This is a genomic window from Hymenobacter sp. YIM 151858-1 (assembly GCF_025979705.1).
Taxonomy (GTDB): domain Bacteria; phylum Bacteroidota; class Bacteroidia; order Cytophagales; family Hymenobacteraceae; genus Solirubrum.
In genome coordinates this window covers 1710107-1727767 of sequence record NZ_CP110136.1, presented here as the reverse complement: position 1 = coordinate 1727767, position 17661 = coordinate 1710107, and the positions used below count along the sequence as shown (strand labels likewise).

The following is a 17661-nucleotide window of genomic DNA, read 5'->3' as shown; positions in this document are numbered from 1 at the left end:
AAATAGGCAGGTTATAGCAAGTACCTAGTTTTATTGCCGGAATACACACGCAAAGTGCTTCAAAACAGCGGCGGTACTGCCGAACGTGCACCGTATCAGGCTCCCTAGGTATGCGCTGCGTAAAAATATTCGGCAACAAAAAAGGCCACCGCCGAAGCAGTGGCCTTTTTTGTTGCCAGGCAGCGCGCCGCATGTGCTAGCGCGTTGCTGCCGAAGTACTTACTACTTCACCGTGAAGGTGTAGTTTCCGGGCTTGCTCAGGTCGAGCGTTACGGTGTAAGTACCAGCGGTGTTGATTTTGATGTTGTCGCCGCCATAGTCCAGAATAGCGTCTACGGGTGCGCCGTTGCCGCCGTCGCCGAAGTTTACGCCCCAGTCGCTGTTGGCGCGGAACTTAATCTCACCCACTTTCAAAGCTACGCGGGCGCTCCAGGTGCCGGTGGTAGCGTCGAACGTCAGGGGAGTGTCGCTGTTCCACTCGTTGGGGGTAGCCGAGCCAATCACGCCCCAGGTGGTTTTCAGGTTTTCCCAGGTCAGGCTCTTGGTGTTGGCCTTCAGGCGGTAGTAGCCCGGGCCGGCTACCTTCAGGTTGCCAGCGCCACCGTTGGTCGAGAGCGTACCGGCTGCGCCACCGTCACCGTAGTTGGTGCCGTCCCAGTTCGGGTTGCTGGTAAACTTGAACTCCGGCGAAGCATCGGTGATGTTCACGAAGCCCTCGTACACATCGGGGTTGTTGGTGAAGGCCGAAATTTTGGGAGCCGTAGCCGGCGACCAACCCTGGTGGTTGCCCGGCACATACAGCGAGGGATAGTTGATTACTACCAGGTACGGCGTGGCCGTGAAGGTAGAAACACCCGAGTTCAGCGGCGCAACCTTGTCGCCTACGCTCGACTTCACGCGCACTTTTACCTGCGCCGGTGTACCGGCAGTCAGCTTCAGGCGGCTGATGAGAATGTCGTTGATTTCCGCTACCGTGAAGGTTTTAGTGAGGGCCGTGCCCACCGCTACTTCGTAAGGCGTCGAAAAATCACCGCTTTGCTTATCAAACTGTAGCGTGTAGGTAACCGCGGCGTCGTAGCCGAAGGTCGAACGCGTCCAGTTGTAGGTTACCGCCGGTTGGGTGGCGGTAGCCATCGAGAGGTTCAGCGTAGTGGCCGAGGCCGTCAGGCCAGGCACATCCTTGGGGGCTAGTACTGCGCGTTCTTCCTCCTTTTCGCACGAGGCGAGCAGGAGCAGAGCGGCGGCGCAGAGCCCAGTAAGTTGGGTAAGCCGATTGTTCATATGATGTGGATTTGAAAAACGCTTGAAGGATTCAGCAGCCAGGCGCCCGGTGCCCTAGGTGGTTGCCCTGCCCAGGGCACCGGGGCCTGCCGGCTACGGCTTAGTAGCCGGGGTTCTGCTTCAGGTTGGGGTTGGCCGTGAGGTCCGTGGTCGGGATGGGGAAAATCCGCAGGTTGTCGGATACGCCCCGGCCGGCCGGCGTGCCGCCCTTAAACGGCCACACGTAGTTGCCGCCCGTGAACTTGCCAAAGCGGATCAGGTCGGTGCGGCGGTGGCCCTCCCAGTACAGCTCGCGGGCACGCTCGTCCAGAATGCCGTCGAGGGTGAGGGTGGTTACCTGCGCAGCCTGGGCGCGGGTGCGAAGCTGATTTACATAGCGCACGGCGTCGGCCTGGCTGCCACCCGTGCCGCCGCGCAATACAGCCTCGGCGTACATCAGGTACACATCGGCCAGGCGGAACATCGGGAAGTCCGTGTCAGGGAAGTCGCCCGTAGCATCGGAGCCGGCCTGGCCCGTCGAGGTTACGTTCTTGTACTTCGTAACGGCGTAGCCGTCGGTGAAGGTGAAGATGTCGCTGATTTCCTTGCTCTGGCCGGCCGTGTAGAACATAGCACGCTTGTCGGCGGTGCCGTTGGCATCCGGGAACAGGTCAACCAGGTTCTTCTTGGTGCGCAGGCCAAACCAGCCGCCGTTCACACCAAAGTCCGAGGCCTTCATGCTGCCACCAATAGCGGCGTGCACCAGGAACGTCATGCCGCCAAAAGTTTTGGTCCGGATGCCGTCGAAGTTGATCGGGAAGATGATTTCGCGGTTGGCCGCCGTGCGGTCGTTATCGGCCAGGAACAGCAAGCGGTACTCGGGGGCCAACTGGTAGTTGGCGGCGATTACCTTGTTGCAGTTGGCAATTACGTCCGACCAACGGTCTTGGCTCGAAGCGCCCAGGTAGGTTTTCGAGTTCAGGTACAGCTTGGCCAGCAGCGTCCAGGCCGCAGCCTTGGTAGCGCGGCCGTAGTTGGCCGTATTAGGGCCAGCGTTGGGCAGGTCGGCCTCGGCAGCCTTCAGCTCCGACTCGATGTAGGTGAACAGCGCCGTCGGGTTGGTTTGCTGCGGCAGCGTGCTGCCCACCGAGGCTTCTTCGGTAGCAAACGGCACGTTGCCCCCGAACATATCGAGCGCGTGGTAGTAGCTCAGCGCACGCAGGAAACGGGCCTCGGCGCGGTACGTTTTGATCGTAGCCGCATCGTTGCCGCTGATGCCCCGCTCGCTCAGCTTGGCGTCGGTGGTCTGGCGGATGAACTCGTTGCACAAGCCTACCTGGTAGAAAATACGGTCGTACATGGCGCGTACGAACTCGTTGTTGGCGTTCCAGGTCAGGCGGTTGTAGTCGGGCAGGTTGCCGTCGTTCCAGGCGATAATGGCCTCGTCGGTGGTCAGTTCCTGGGCTTTCCAGTACTGGCGCAGGTAGTTCGAGAAGCCTTCGTCGATGCCCGTGATGTCGGGCAGGCCGGCCGGGCCCTGCTGGCCGCTGATGGCCAGGGTAGCGTAGAGGCGGGTCAGCACCTGCTGAATCTGGGCCGGGTCGCGGTACACCGTTTCGGTGTTGGATAGGAACGTGGGCGACTGCTCCAGTTCGCCTACGCAAGAAGAAAGCGGTGCCAGCGAGGCCGCAAGCATTACGGCTGCCAGACTCCGGATAAACTTATTTTTCATTTTCAGGAATGCGTTAGAAGCCGAAGTTCAGACCAACCGTGAACGTGCGCGGACGCGGGTAGATCGTGTTGTCGATGCCTTGGTTGCCATCACGCTGCGGCTCCGGATCCAGACCCGTGTAGTTCGTGATAGTGAACAAGTTCTGAACAGCAAAAGATACGTTGAGGTTCGCGCGGTCTTTGTATATGTTGCCGAAATTGTAGCCCAACGTAATGTTTTCCATGCGCAGGAACGAAGCGTTTTCGATGAAGTAATCTGAGAAGTACTGCGGCGAGCCAAAGCGCGAGTCGTTTACTTCTGCGGTGGTGTTGTTCACGAAACCGTTCGAGTTCTGCACGAAGAAGGACTGCGAGCGTACGTTGTTGTACACGTAGTTGCCAATGTGCGAACGCAGCGTGGCAGCGAGGCTGGCCTTGCCGTAGGTGAGGTTGGTACCGAAGCCCAGGATGGCGCGCGGACGGGCCGACTGGTAGCGGTAACGGTCGGAGCCGTTGATTACGCCGTCGCCGTTGCGGTCAACGTACAGGCCTTCTACCGGCTTGCCGTTGCTGTCGTACACTTGCTGGAACACGAAGAACGACTGAGGCTGGTAGCCTACCGAGTTGATCTGGATGTTGTTGCCCACGCCGCCGTCGATGCCGCCTGTCGGGTTGCCCACGAAGTTGGGGTTCTCAACGTTGGTGAGGCGCGTGATTTCGGTGCGCAGCACGTTGGCGTTGGCGTTGATCGACCAGTCGAACTTGTCGCCGCGTACGAGGCCCAGGTTCAAGTTGGCTTCCACGCCACGGGTTTCGAGGTCACCTACGTTGAAGAAGCCTTCGTTCGAGAGGTTGGTGAGGGCTGCTACCTGAATGAAGCTCAGTAGGTCGGTGGTTTTGCGCTGGTAAGCGTCAACTGCACCGCTGATGCGGCCGTCGAGGAAACCGAAGTCCAGACCGGCGTTGTAGGTGGTGGAGGTTTCCCACTTCAGCTCCTCGTTGTAGAGGCCGGCGCGCAGCGTGTTGTAGAACTGGTTACCCAGCTGGTACTGCGCGGTGTTGCGGCTCGGGGTGTAGAGCGAAATGTAGTCGTAGTAGCGGTTGCCGATGTCTTGCTGACCGGTCTGGCCCACGCTCAGGCGCAGTTTCAGGTCCGAAACAGCCGACGAGTTCTTCAGGAAGCCCTCGTCTTTCAAACGCCAAGCAAAGGCAGCCGAGGGGAAGTAGCCCCAACGGTTTTCTTCCAAGAAGCGCGACGAGCCGTCGGCGCGGAACGTAGCCGTCAGGATGTACTTGTCCTTGAGGGTGTAGTTGGCGCGGCCGTAGAACGACAGCAGGCGGTAGCCGGGGTCGAAGTAGTCTTTGCCGTTGATCGGACGGTCGGCGGGGTTCTGGAAGATCTGGCCGAATACGTCGCGGTCGTCGAACACGTACTCTTTGTAGTCGAAGCTCTGGTAGGAGTGGCCGCCCAGCAACTCGAGGCGGCTGCCGCCAAACTGCTTATTGTAGCGCAGGAAGGCTTCGAGCAGGCGGTTGTTGTTGTCGCGCGCGTACTGCTCAAAAATACCACGGCCCAGGCGGGCACCAGTCAGCTGGCCCGAGTTGGGGTCGGTTACGCTGGTACCGCGGCTGCGCTGGATGTCGTAGCCCAGGTTCAGGTTGGCGCTCAGGTCGCGCAGGAAGGGCAGCTTGTAATCGAGCTGAAGGTTGCCGATGCTACGCTTTACGGTGCTGCGGCGGCGGTTCTGCTCGATCAGGCCCACGGGGTTGCGCGGGGCCAGGGTGTTGATGCTGCCGTTGTCGAGGAACTGGAAGTAGCCACCGTACGGGGCGAAACGGCCTTCCGACGAGAAGATAGGCTGCGTGGGGTCGTAGTACACGGCGGCACCCACGGCGTCCTGGTTAGAGAAGTTATTGTCAATCCACGAGCCCTTCACGTTCATGTCAACGCGCAGGTTGCCGTCGAGCAGTACGGGGGTCAGGCTCAGGGCGCCGGTGTAGCGCTTCAGGTCGTTGCGCTTCAACAGGCCCTCTTGGTCGAGGTAGCCAGCCGAGGCGCGGAAGGGCAGCTTGCCAACGGCGCCGGTTAGGCTCACGTTGTTGTCGGTGGTTTGGGCCGTGCGGAAGATTTCCTTCTGCCAGTCGGTGTTGGCCGTACCCAGCGAAGCTTTTTGCTGGGCGTTGCCGCGCTCGTTCACGAGGGCGCGGAATTCGTCGGCCGACAGCACGTCAACGTAGCGTACGGGCGTCGAAACCGAGTTCTGGCTCGACACGTTTACGCGCAGCTTCTCGCCTTGCAGGCCTTTCTTGGTCGTTACGATGATTACGCCGTTCGAAGCGCGCGAACCGTAAATGGCCGCGGCCGAGGCGTCTTTCAGCACACTGATGCTCTCGATGTCGTTGGGGTTGATCAGCGACAAGGGGTTGGAGGCACCGGGCAGGTCGCGGTTGTCAACCGGCACACCGTCAATTACGAACAGCGGGTCGTTGCCGGCGTTCAGCGAGGAGCCGCCGCGGATGCGGATAACCGAGCCAGCGCCGGGAGCACCGCTGCTGGTGGTTACCTGCAAGCCAGCGACTTTGCCCTGTACCAGTTGCTCGGGGTTGGTAACCTGGCCTTTCACGAACTGGCGCTCCGAGATTTGCTCTACGGAACCCGAGAGGTCCTGGCGGCGCTGGGTGCCGTAGCCGATAACCACGGCTTCGTTCAGCAGGGTGGTGTTTTCGCCCAGCACGGTGTTGGGCACGGTAGCGGTTTGGCCGGCTACCACCGTTACGGGGATGCGCTGGGTGGAGAAGCCCACGAACGAGGCCACCACCACGCGCGGACCGGCCGGCACGTTCTGAATCAGGTACTGGCCCTCGCCGTTGGTGGAGCTGCCCAGCTGCGTGCCCTCGATGAGTACAGTTACGCCCGGCAGGCCTTGTTGATTTTCGTCAAGGATACGCCCGCTCACGGCGCCCGTTTGGGCGGCCGCATTCAGGCAGCAACTGACTAGGAAGAAAAGCAGAAACCAAAGTTTCGGCAGGTAGGAGTGTTTCATGGTCACATGAACTGGGTTGAGGGAGATGTTTGCAGGCGTTTGGTAAGCCGTCGACTTTTCAAATGTGGGTTGAAGCAATGGCCAAGAAGTTGTGGTGAAGAGGGTACCTGACGAGGTGGTTTGTTCCCATAAATAAACTCCGCAAGTTAAAGTAATCAAAGCAGGTATCGCAAACGTTTGCGACAGATGATTATATAGTACTATTTGTGGGATGATTTTACCTATGCTTTTATGCAAAGGATTTCATAGCCGCGGCGCCCTTATTACTCCGAAATCGTTTGAAGTAAGTAATTGTTTTGCAGCTAAATAGTGTCGCGGGCTTTAATTCGGGATCGACTGATAAGCTCGGCCGAAGGTCGGACAGACGCAGCACAATTTTGCATTCCACAAAAAATGTTTCGAGCAAGCGGCTTTACTTGCGTTGTTTCTATAATCAACCAAGTTCCATGCGCCTTCTGCTTGCTGTTGGTCTTGTCCTGTCCCTAGGTCAGGCCCGGGCCCAAACCACGCTCCAGCTCACCAGCGTGCCCGCCAACACCCCCGCCGGGGCCAAGCTGTACGTGGCCGGTAGCTTTAATAACTGGAACCCGGCCAGCCCCGATTGGCAGCTCCAGCAAGCGGCATCGGGCCGGTACCAGGTTACCTTGCCCGCCACGCTTACCGGCGCCGTCGAGTTCAAATTCACCCGAGGCTCCTGGGCGGCGGTAGAAACCGACGCCCAGTTTGCCGATGTGCCCAACCGCAAGCTCACCCTTACGGCCGCGCCCACCACCGTTGACTTGCAGGTGCTGGGCTGGAAGGACCTAGGAACCAACGCCCCTGCGCCGTGCCAGTCGACGGCCGTGCAGCCCCAGGTGCGCGTCGTCAGCACAGAGTTTGATATGCCGCAGCTCGGGCGTAAGCGGCGGGTGTGGGTGTACCTGCCCACCGGCTACGCTGCCAATCCGCAGCAGCGCTACCCGGTGCTGTACATGCACGACGGGCAGAACGTGTTCGATAAATGCACCAGCTTTTCGGGCGAGTGGGGTGTTGACGAAGCCCTAGGTGCGTTGGAGCAGCAGGGCATTAAGGCAGGCAGCTGCATTGTGGTGGCCGTGGACAACGGCGGCACCACCCGCCTCGACGAGTACTCGCCGTGGCGCAACGCGCAGTACGGCGGCGGGCAGGGCGCACTCTACACCGATTTTCTGGTGCAAACCCTGAAACCCTACATCGACGCCAACTACCGCACCCTCACCGACCGCGCCAATACCGGTATTGCCGGCTCGAGTATGGGCGGGCTGATTTCGTTGTACGCGGCCACGCGCTACCCCAATACTTTTGGGCGGGTAGGGGTGTTTTCGCCGGCGTTTTGGTTTGCCGAGGCCGAGCTGAAAGCTTATCTGAACCAGCACCGCGCCGCCGCACCCACCCGCTTTTATTTTGTGGCCGGCGCTCAGGAAAGCCAGACGATGGTGCCGCTGATGCAGGCCGTGCGCGACTCGTTGCAGCGGGCCGGCTACGCCGCTACCGACCTTAGCTACCAGGTGCGCGCCGATGGCCAACACGCCGAGTGGTTTTGGCAGCGCGAGTTTCCGGCGGCGCAGCAATGGTTGTTTGCGCCCGCGCTGGTAAATAGTCAGCAGTCAGGGGCCAAAACCGCAATGTTTAGCCTATATCCTAATCCGGCCGGGCAGCAACTTACGGTGCAGCTGCCCGAGGGCTGGCAGGAGGCCCGGCTGGAGCTTTCGGATACCACGGGGCGCGTGCTGCTGCGGCGTAGCCTGCGCGGGCCCAACACCCCGCTCGATTTAAGCCACCTATTAAAAGGAAGCTACACGGTTCGGCTCAAAAACAAGAAACAAGTGGTGAGCCGGACGTTTGTGAAAAACTAAACGGGTAACGCGTTGTTGGATTGTCAATTAATCCGAGCTCATTTGGCAAAGGTTTGTAAGAATCGTTGCGTATGGGCTTAGGTTTTTGGGAATATGATAATATTTCTGCCGTTTGCTAATAATTCGGCAGTAAAACCTTTGGCTTTTTGAAAAGCTGTGTACTTTTGCAGCGTCAATCAGACACAACAATGAACTACTCGACTTCGCAGCAGCTTTGGTGGTGGCACGGCCGAAATCTCGGACGGGTCGCACGTGCGTCTGTAAGCTAGTCGAAGCAGCAACCGCTGCTACCACCAGATACAAAGCAACAAGCCCGGCCGAATAAGCCGGGCTTGTTGCATTTCGGGCCCGGCCAAAATCCCGAACCGCCAGCCTCGATTTTTTTAGCCATGTCAGCACCCATTCAGCTCCGTACCCGTCACCTCAGCCTGCCCGCCGACACCGTTACGCCCGTTGGCTTGTACCTGCGCCTGCGCGACCAGTACCCCGGCTGCCTGCTGCTCGAAAGCTCCGATTACCACGCGCAGCAAAACGCTTTTTCGTACATCGCCTTCGATGAGCTGGCCCGCTTTGAGCTGCGCGGCGCCGAGTTGCTGGAGCGCCTGCTCAACGGCACCGAGGAGCGTACCACCTTGGCTAACCCCCGGCACGAGGCCCTGGAACGCTTGCGGCAGTTTGCCCGCCGCTTTGAGGCGCCGGCTACCAACTTTCCCTTCATCACGGGCGGACTGTTTGGCTACTTAGGGTACGGTGCGGCGCAGTACTGCGAAGATGTGCAGTTCGATGCCGCGAAGCCGGTGGCCGGCCCCTTGCCCGATGCGCGCTACGGCCTGTACCGCTACGTGCTGGCCCTGAACCACTACCGCCAGGAGCTGCACGTGTTTGAGCACACGCCCGCCGATTCGGAGCCCGACGACGCAGCCCTGCAGCGCCTGCTGAGCGTGGTGCGCAGCCCCGTGCGCCCCACCTTCGGCTTTGCCATGGAAGGGCCGGAGGAAACCAACCAAACCGACGACGAATTCCGCCGGGTGTTGGCCGCGGGCCAGCAGCACTGCCTGCGCGGCGACGTGTTCCAGATAGTGTTGTCGCGCCGCTTTGCCCAGCGCTTCCGCGGCGACGAGTTTCAGGTGTACCGCGCTTTGCGGGCCATCAATCCTTCGCCGTACCTGTTCTATTTCGACTACGGCCAGTACCGCCTGCTGGGCTCGTCGCCCGAGCCGCAGCTGCGCGTGGAGGGCCGCGAGGCCAGCATCTTTCCGATTGCCGGCACGTTCCGCCGCACCGGCCACGATGCCGAAGATGCCGCACTAGCTCAGAAGCTGGCCGACGACCCCAAGGAAAACGCCGAGCACGTGATGCTGGTTGACTTGGCCCGCAACGACCTAGCCCGCCACGGCCGCACCGTAGAGGTGCGCCGCTTCCGCGAAATCCAATATTACTCGCACGTTATCCACCTAGTAAGCCACGTGGCCGCCACCCTGGCCGATGGCACCGATCCGCTGCAAGTAGCGGCCGACACATTCCCGGCGGGTACGCTCTCGGGTGCGCCGAAGGTGCGGGCCATGCAGCTGATTGATGAGCTGGAGCCCACGGCGCGTGGCTTGTACGGCGGCTGCATCGGGCACCTAGGGCTGAACGGCGACTTCAACCACGCCATTTTCATTCGCTCGTTTGTGAGCGTAGGCCGCACGCTTTACTTCCAGGCGGGTGCCGGGGTAGTGGCGAAGTCCGACATCGAGTCGGAACTGAACGAGGTGCACCACAAGTTGGCTGCGCTACGCCAGGCCCTCAAGCAAGCCGCCGCAGCCGGCGACGAAGTGCTGCCCGTGGAGCTCGGCGCTACGGAGGCTACCGCTGCTACCATCCGCTAACCCTAGGTTGATAAACTGCCCACCTGTAGAAACTGCCGACAGATGTCTATTCTCGTTTTCGACAACTACGATTCGTTTACCTACAACCTGGTGCAGGTGCTGCGCGAGCTAGGCTATGGCGACAAAATCACCGTGCGCCGCAACGACCAGCTCGACCTAGATGAAGTAGAGCAGTACGATGCCGTGCTGCTGTCGCCGGGCCCCGGCATTCCCTCGGAAGCCGGGCTGATGCCGGAGCTGATTCGCCGCTACGCACCCACCAAGCGCATTTTGGGCGTGTGCCTAGGTCATCAGGGCATTGCCGAGAGCTTCGGGGCCAGCCTGATCAACCTGAGCACGGTGCGCCACGGCGTAGCTACCGACGCCACCGTGGCCGTGCCCAGTGAGCGGCTGTTCGACGGCATTCCGGAGCGTTTCCGGGTGGGGCGCTACCACTCGTGGGCCGTGAAGCCCGACTCCATGCCCGACTGCCTGGAGGCTACGGCTTTCGACGAAGAAGGCGAAATCATGGCGCTGCGCCACCGCGAATACGACGTGCGCGGCGTGCAGTTCCACCCCGAGTCTATCCTGACGGAGCACGGCCACCGCTTGCTGCAGAACTGGCTAAGCGGCGAAGAAGTGGACAAGTAGCTGAGTGCGTTGCGCTCCTCCGCGCTTCACCCATCCGCTCATCCATTCATTCACTCATCGACTCATCGACTCATCTACTTCATGAAACAACTGCTCACTGCCCTGTTCGAACACCACAACCTAAGCCGCGCCGAGGCCCACGAGCTGATGCTGCGCCTAGGTCAGGGCGAGGTGAACGACGCCGAGGCCGCCGCGCTGCTAACCGTGTTTCGGATGCGCCCCATTACGGTGCCCGAGCTGGCTGGCTTCCGCGACGCGCTGCTCGAGCTGTGCCGCGACCCGGAGCTGGGCACCCACGAGGTGCTCGATATTGTGGGCACCGGTGGCGACGGCAAAGAAACCCTGAACATCAGCACCTTGGCCAGCTTTGTGGTGGCCGGCGCTGGCTACAAAGTGGTGAAGCACGGCAACTTCGGCGTCTCGTCGTCGGTAGGTGCTTCCAACATCCTGGCCTACTTCGGCTACGACTTCGATTCGCCCACCGACCGGCTGCGCCATCAGCTGGAGGCCGCCAACATCTGCTTTCTGCACGCGCCGGCGTTTCATCCGGCCATGCGGCGCATTGCGCCGGTTCGGCGCGACCTAGGGGTGCGCACCTTCTTCAATATGCTGGGGCCGCTCATCAACCCCGCGCGCCCCACGGCTCAGTTGCTGGGCGTGTATAGCCTCGAGCTGTTGCGCCTGTACCAATACCTGCTGCAGGAAAGCGGTACCCGCTACGCCGTGGTGCACGCCCTCGATGGCTACGACGAACTCTCGCTTACCGGCGACGCCAAAATTGCTACCTCCGAAGAAGGCGAGCGGCTGCTAACCGCCACCGAGCTTGGCCTGCCCGTGTGCCGCACCGAAGACCTGGTAGGCGGCCGTTCGGTAGAAGGTTCGGCCCGCATCTTCCGCGATGTGCTCGATGGCAAAGGCACCCGCCCGCAGTGCGATGTGGTGGCCGCCAACGCCGCCCTAGGTATCTGCTGCATCAACCCCAATATCAGCCTGCCCGATGCGCTGGATGCCGCTTACGAGTCGCTCGACTCGGGCCGGGCGCGGCAGGCCTTTACCACCTTGCTGAACACCTAGGGCCTCACCCCCCGGCCCCCTCTCCTCTGGAGAGGGGGAGCGAATACCTACAGGCTGACCCTTTTCGAATTCTTCTACTCTCTACATACAAACAACCTCACAAACCCCAAAGTCGTCAGGCTCCCCCTCTCTTTTGGAGAGGGGGCCGGGGGTGAGGCACTTCATATGAGCACTACCATTTCGCCCCCCGATGTACTCGCCCGCATTGTGGCCCACAAACAGCAGGAGGTAGCCGAGCGCCGCAGCTTGGTACCCACTACGCTGCTCGAGCGCAGCCAGTACTTCAACTCGCCTACGTTGTCGTTGCTGGGCTACTTGCGCCGGCCCGAGCTCAGCGGCATTATTGCGGAGTTCAAGCGCCGCTCGCCCTCGAAAGGCTGGATCAACGAGTTTGCGAAGGTGGAGCGAACCACCTTGGGCTACATGATGGCCGGGGCTTCGGCGCTGTCTATACTCACCGATAATGAGTTCTTCGGCGGCAAAAACGAGGACTTGGCCACGGCCCGCAAGTTCAACCTGTGCCCCATACTGCGCAAAGATTTCGTGATTGACGAATACCAGCTGCTGGAAGCGCGCAGCATTGGTGCCGATGCCGTGCTGCTGATTGCCAGCGTGCTCGAACCGGCCGAGGTGCGTCGCCTAGGTCTGTTCGCCAAGGACCTAGGGCTGGAGGTGCTGCTCGAAGTGCACGACCGCGAAGAGCTGCTGCGTACCCTCGATGTCGCCATTGATGCCGTTGACCTGGTAGGCGTAAACAACCGTGACCTGCGCGACTTCTCCGTGAACATCGACCGCTCGTTGGAGCTGGCCCAGCTGCTGCCCGCTCGCCTAGGTCGGGTGGCCGAAAGCGGCCTGCGCACCGCGGCCGATATTCAGGTGCTGCGCCAAGCTGGCTTCGACGGCTTCCTGATCGGTGAAACCTTTATGCGCAACAGTCGCCCCGAAAAGGCCTGCGCCGCGCTTATTCAGCAACTGCGCGAACTGCAAGCCGTGCGCTAACTGTTGCCGAGGCCATGACTGCTGCTCACTCGTTGCTGACCACTGCACTGCCTGCCGCATCGGCTAACCGGCCGCTGGTGAAGGTTTGCGGCCTGAAGTACCCCGACAACGTGGCCCAAGTGGCTGCGCAAGAGGTGGATATGCTAGGCTTCATCTTCGCGCCAAAGTCGCCGCGCTATGCGCTGGATACCTTGGATGCTGCCCAAATGCGCAGCCTACCAGTTACCAAAGTAGGAGTGTTCGTGAACGAGCGCACGGCCGTAATTCGGCGCATTGCCCTGCACTTTGGCCTAAATGCCGTGCAGCTGCATGGGCACGAAACGCCCGCCGAATGCGCCGAGCTGGCAGCCGCTGGCCTGGCAGTAATCAAAGCATTCGGGGTAGGGGAGTTGTTCGATTTCGGCCAGCTCGAAGCCTACGTGCCCCACTGCAACATGTTCGTGTTCGATACCGCCGGGCCGGCTGCTGGCGGCAACGGCGTTGCCTTCAACTGGGAGTTGCTGCGCCGCTACAACTTGCCCACGCCCTACCTGCTGGCCGGCGGCCTAGGGCCTGACAACGCTGCCGAAGCCGGCGCGCTAACCTTGCCCGGCCTGGCTGGTTTCGACCTCAACAGCAAGCTCGAGCAAGCCCCTGGCCTCAAGAACATTGCCTTGCTCCGCGAAACGCTGGCTCAGCTACGGCCGGCAGCATCTACCACTCGCTAACACCACACCGATCTATGTCTTTTCAACCCACTGCCCGCGGCTACTACGGCCAGTTTGGTGGCGCTTTCATTCCGGAAATGCTCTACCCCAACGTGGAGGAGCTGCGCGAGCAATACCTGAGCATTCTGGCCGATCCGGATTTTCAGCAGGAGTACCAGCAGTTGCTACGCGACTACGTTGGTCGGCCCACGCCGCTGTTCCGGGCCAAGCGCCTATCGGAGCGCTACGGGGCTACCATTTACCTGAAGCGCGAAGACCTCTGCCACACCGGCGCCCACAAGGTGAACAACACCGTGGGGCAGATTCTGCTGGCCGAGCGCCTAGGTAAAAAGCGCATCATCGCCGAAACCGGGGCTGGCCAGCACGGCGTGGCCACGGCTACGGTGTGCGCGCTGCGCGGGTTGGAATGCATTGTGTACATGGGCGCTGTTGACATGGAGCGGCAGAAACCCAACGTAGCCCGCATGCGCATGTTGGGGGCTGAAGTTCGGCCTGCCACCAGCGGCAGCAAAACGCTGAAAGACGCCACCAACGAAGCTATTCGCGACTGGATTTCGAACCCTACCGATACGCACTATATCATTGGCTCGGTAGTGGGCCCGCACCCGTACCCCGATCTGGTAGCGCGGCTGCAGTCCGTTATCAGTAAGGAAATGCGGAAGCAGCTGCTGGAGCAAGCCGGCCGCGAGCTGCCCGACTACGTGGTGGCCTGCGTGGGCGGTGGCTCCAACGCCGCGGGTGCCTTCTACCACTTTCTCGACGAGCCCAGCGTGCAGCTGGTAGCCGTAGAGGCCGCCGGCCACGGCGTGCACACCGACAAATCGGCGGCTACTTCGGTGCTGGGTCGGCCGGGCATCATCCACGGCAGCCGCACGCTGCTGATGCAGGATGAGCACGGACAGATTACCGAACCGCACTCTATTTCGGCCGGTCTGGATTACCCTGGTATTGGTCCGCTTCACGCTTACTTGGCCGATTCGGGCCGCGCCAAATTCGTGGCGGTTACCGACGAAGACGCCCTGCAAGCCGCGCAGCTGTGCAGCCGCCTCGAAGGCATCATTCCGGCCCTCGAAACCGCGCACGCCTTCTCCGCTCTCGACCAGCTCGAGCTGAAGCCAACCGACGTGGTGGTGCTAAACCTCTCGGGTCGCGGCGACAAGGACCTCGAAACCTACTTGCGCGAGCTACACCTAGCTTAGTTCATGCGCGCTGCCGCGCCAACACTCAACTCTACCATCTGGCACCGTGCAAACCGCAACTCAGCCCGATAACGTGGTTCAGACCAACCGCTTCGCCGACCTCTTTGCCCGCAAGCCGCAGGGGCTGCTCAACCTTTATGTTACGGCCGGCTACCCCAGCCTCCATGACACCGTGCCGCTGCTGCGCACTTTGGCCGAAGCCGGTGCCGACATCCTAGAAATCGGCGTGCCGTTTTCCGACCCCTTGGCCGACGGCCCGGTAATTCAGCAAACCAGCACCGTGGCCTTGCGCAACGGCATGACGCTGCGCCGCTTGCTCGATGAGCTGCAGGGCGTGCGGCAGTACTTGCCCGATACACCGATACTGCTGATGGGCTACCTGAACCCGGTGATGCAGCTGGGCATGGAGGAGTTCTGCCGCCGTGCTTCGGAAGCCGGCATCGATGGCGTGATTCTGCCCGACCTGCCCGCCGAGGAGTACGCCGACTTCTACCAGGAAACCTTTCGGCGCTACAACCTGCGCAAGGTGTTCCTCATCACGCCGCAAACCTCGGAAGCCCGCATCCGCCGCCTCGATGAGCTTACTGATGCATTCCTGTACCTGGTGTCGGGCCCAGGCCTGACGGGCGGCAACCAAACTGCCGACAAAACCGCGCAGGATGCTTACCTGCAGCGCATTGCCCAAATGAACTTACGCAACCCGCGCTTGGTAGGCTTCGGCATTGCCGATCGGGCCTCGTTCGAGCAGGCTTGCCAGCACGCCAACGGCGCCATCATCGGCTCGGCCTTGCTGCGCGCCCTCGAAGGCGCCGACGACCCGCACGCCGCCGCTCGCCAATTTGTGCAGAGCATCCGCTAGTACCTAGGCAGCGGCCAACAGGCCTCTGCATCCACCTGAAACTTTCCCCAGACCCACATCAGCGGTCCATGATAATTCACCTCGACCCCCAGCTTACGTTTGCTGCGCAAGAAGCCCTGGTTGCCGAACTGCGCCAGTTGCGTTTTAAAGTCACCCCGGTTCATACGCAGCGCGCGGCTTACCTCGTGGCCCTAGGTCCGCAAGACGTTGACCTCCGCCGCATTGGCGCCCTGCCCGGTGTGCGCGACGTTCATCGCGTATCCGACGACTACAAGCTCGTTTCGCGCAAGTGGCGCGTGCACCCCACCGTGCTCGACCTCGGCGACGGCATTCACCTAGGCGAAGGTTCGCTGAGCATCGTAGCCGGCCCCTGCAGCATCGAGAACGAAGCGCAGATGGAGGCCGTGATGCAGCACCTTGTGCAGAGCGGCGTGCGCCTGATGCGCGGTGGCGTATTCAAGCCCCGTTCGTCGCCGTATTCGTTCCGCGGCCTAGGCTTGGCTGGCCTGCGCGACTTCTACCGCCTGGCTCGCCAGTACGGCTTGCGCATCGTAACGGAAGTGATGCAGGTGTCGCAGGTAGAGGAGATGTACGACTACGTCGACGTGTTCCAAGTAGGTGCGCGCAACACCCAGAACTTCAACCTGCTCGATGCCCTAGGTGGCGTTGACAAGCCCGTGCTGCTGAAGCGGGGCGTATCGGGCACCATTGAGGAGTTGCTGCACTCGGCCGAATACATTTTCTCGGGAGGCAACGAGCACATCATCCTGTGCGAGCGGGGCATTCGCACGTTCGAAACGGCTTCGCGCAACACGCTCGATTTGAACGCGGTGCCCATCCTGAAGGAGAAAACGCACCTGCCGGTATTCGTCGACCCCTCGCACGGCATTGGCTTGCGCGAACACGTGGCCCCGCTGGCCCTGGCCGGCATCATGGCCGGTGCCGATGGCATCTTGTACGAAACCGCGCCGGTGCCCGAGCGCGCCGCCTCGGATGGCCAGCAAACCCTCGATTTCGACGAGTCGGCACGGTTGGTGGAGGCCATGCGCCGCACCTACGCGCTGCGCCAGGAGCTGATTGAGCGGGAACTGGTGTAGCACTGCCGCCGCAAACAATGCGAACAGGGCCGGGTTGAGGTTGGAAGTAGCCTCATCCGGCCCTTCTTTCGCTTTATGTTGTTTGACTTCAGCCCATACAGCTCGTTGCTGCTGCCGTTTTTCGTGCAGGGCATTGTATTTGGGGTGCTGCTGCTGCTGCGCAGCTGGTGCCTCGAAGAGCCCGCCGACCGTTGGCTGGGGCTGCTGATTCTGCTGTACACGGCCAACGTGGCGCAGTGGATGTTAGGCTTTGCTGGCTGGTACGACGCGCACAATGCCTATTCCACGTTCATGTTCTACTTCCCGTTCTCCTTTTACCTAGGGGCGGGGCCGTTGTTTTATTTCTACTTCCGCAGCCTTACTAACCAGCAGTTCAGGTTGAGTAAGCGCCAACTATGGCACTTTGCGCCAGCGGCAACTTACGTGGCCTGGTATGGGGTCTGCTTTGTGCTTGATGTGTTGGTGCGGCACCGCTGGTTGGGGCAACCACTGCCCGAGCACTATGGCACCAAGGGCGCGCTCATCAGCATCCTGGCCGTGCACGATGTGGCTAGCCTGCTCAACTACATTTCCCTAGGTGCCTACGGGTACCTAACGCTCCGGGAGTTCCGGCAGTACACCCACTACCTCAACGACAACTTTTCCGATACCGAGCGGCGGCGCTTCCGCTGGCTGCGGCACGCATTGGTGGCGGTGCTGGTGGGTACGGTGGTATCGGTGGCGTTTTCGTTGGTCGATTTTGGGGCGGGGCTGTCGTACGTGCAGTTCTGGTACGGGTACCTGTTTACGGGCATCATCATTTACTACCTCAGCATTGGCGGCTGGCAGGCGCAGCACCAGTGGCGCGTGCCGTTGCACTTCGAGCCGCAGCCGGTGGGGTATGCTCCGGCAGCACCCAAGCCGGTGGCCGAGGAGCAAGCCGAAACCAAGACCGACGCCCCAACCGCCGAGCAGCTGCGCTGGGCCGAGCGCCTCGAGCAACTTATGCTTACCGAGCGGCCCTACCTCGAGCCCGACCTTTCGCTGGCCGACCTGGCCGCCCGGCTGCAAACCAATACCACCACGCTGTCGAAGGTCATCAACTCGGGCTTTGGGCAGAACTTCAACGACTTCGTGAACAGCTACCGGGTAAGGGAGGCCGAGCGGCTGCTCGCCGACCCCAAGTACCAGCACTACACCTTGGTGGGCATTGCCTTGGAGTCGGGCTTCAACTCCAAGTCTACCTTCAATCGGGTGTTTAAAAAGCTCAAGGGTGAGACACCGAGCGAGGCGGCCACAAGGCTCAAATCACAAATTGAGTCGTCCCGAATCATAACCTAGAGCGCTTTCGAGAGGCA

At 61.1% G+C, this 17661-nt stretch carries 13 protein-coding genes; 10 read left to right on the top strand and 3 right to left on the bottom strand.

All coding sequences use genetic code 11. The annotated features are described in order from the left end of the window. Nucleotides 1-222: 222 nt before the first annotated feature. The 3 genes from OIS50_RS07690 to OIS50_RS07680 form a co-directional block, all read right to left on the bottom strand. Nucleotides 223-1281, bottom strand: a complete 1059-nt coding sequence (locus tag OIS50_RS07690) for a SusE domain-containing protein (RefSeq protein WP_264693729.1) — start codon at nucleotides 1279-1281, stop codon at nucleotides 223-225. A gap of 100 nt (nucleotides 1282-1381) precedes the next feature. Further along, a complete protein-coding gene (locus OIS50_RS07685; RefSeq protein WP_264693728.1) occupies nucleotides 1382-2992 on the bottom strand; it encodes a RagB/SusD family nutrient uptake outer membrane protein in 1611 nt (536 codons plus the stop codon). Nucleotides 2993-3005: 13 nt separating this feature from the next. After that, nucleotides 3006-6014 (bottom strand): SusC/RagA family TonB-linked outer membrane protein, encoded by a 3009-nt coding sequence (locus OIS50_RS07680; protein WP_264693727.1) that lies wholly within the window; start codon nucleotides 6012-6014, stop codon nucleotides 3006-3008. Between the two features lie 446 nt (nucleotides 6015-6460). Between OIS50_RS07680 and OIS50_RS07675 the strand changes: the two genes are divergently transcribed. The 10 genes from OIS50_RS07675 (at nucleotide 6461) to OIS50_RS07630 (ending at nucleotide 17644) form a co-directional block, all read left to right on the top strand. Beyond that, entirely contained in the window at nucleotides 6461-7888 is a 1428-nt protein-coding gene (locus OIS50_RS07675) for an alpha/beta hydrolase-fold protein (RefSeq protein ID WP_264693726.1), read from the top strand. A 389-nt stretch (nucleotides 7889-8277) separates the two neighbouring features. After that, entirely contained in the window at nucleotides 8278-9759 is a 1482-nt protein-coding gene (locus tag OIS50_RS07670; RefSeq protein WP_264693725.1) for an anthranilate synthase component I family protein, read from the top strand. A gap of 42 nt (nucleotides 9760-9801) precedes the next feature. Next, entirely contained in the window at nucleotides 9802-10389 is a 588-nt protein-coding gene (locus OIS50_RS07665) for an anthranilate synthase component II (protein ID WP_264693724.1), read from the top strand. Nucleotides 10390-10470: 81 nt separating this feature from the next. Continuing rightward, nucleotides 10471-11463, top strand: coding sequence for an anthranilate phosphoribosyltransferase (gene trpD / locus OIS50_RS07660; RefSeq protein ID WP_264693723.1), 993 nt, complete (start codon nucleotides 10471-10473; stop codon nucleotides 11461-11463). Nucleotides 11464-11628: 165 nt separating this feature from the next. After that, on the top strand, nucleotides 11629-12462 hold the full coding sequence (gene trpC / locus OIS50_RS07655) for an indole-3-glycerol phosphate synthase TrpC (RefSeq protein ID WP_264693722.1): 834 nt from the start codon (nucleotides 11629-11631) through the stop codon (nucleotides 12460-12462). A gap of 14 nt (nucleotides 12463-12476) precedes the next feature. Then, nucleotides 12477-13169: a phosphoribosylanthranilate isomerase gene (locus tag OIS50_RS07650; RefSeq protein WP_264693721.1), complete on the top strand. Its 693-nt coding sequence runs from the start codon at nucleotides 12477-12479 to the stop codon at nucleotides 13167-13169. A gap of 14 nt (nucleotides 13170-13183) precedes the next feature. Beyond that, complete coding sequence (gene trpB, locus OIS50_RS07645; RefSeq protein WP_264693720.1) at nucleotides 13184-14368, top strand: tryptophan synthase subunit beta; 1185 nt, start codon at nucleotides 13184-13186, stop codon at nucleotides 14366-14368. Between the two features lie 46 nt (nucleotides 14369-14414). After that, nucleotides 14415-15227 (top strand): tryptophan synthase subunit alpha, encoded by an 813-nt coding sequence (gene trpA / locus OIS50_RS07640; RefSeq protein WP_264693719.1) that lies wholly within the window; start codon nucleotides 14415-14417, stop codon nucleotides 15225-15227. Nucleotides 15228-15295: 68 nt separating this feature from the next. Further along, entirely contained in the window at nucleotides 15296-16324 is a 1029-nt protein-coding gene (locus OIS50_RS07635; protein ID WP_264693718.1) for a bifunctional 3-deoxy-7-phosphoheptulonate synthase/chorismate mutase, read from the top strand. A 75-nt stretch (nucleotides 16325-16399) separates the two neighbouring features. After that, entirely contained in the window at nucleotides 16400-17644 is a 1245-nt protein-coding gene (locus tag OIS50_RS07630; RefSeq protein WP_264693717.1) for a helix-turn-helix domain-containing protein, read from the top strand. Nucleotides 17645-17661 lie beyond the last annotated feature (17 nt).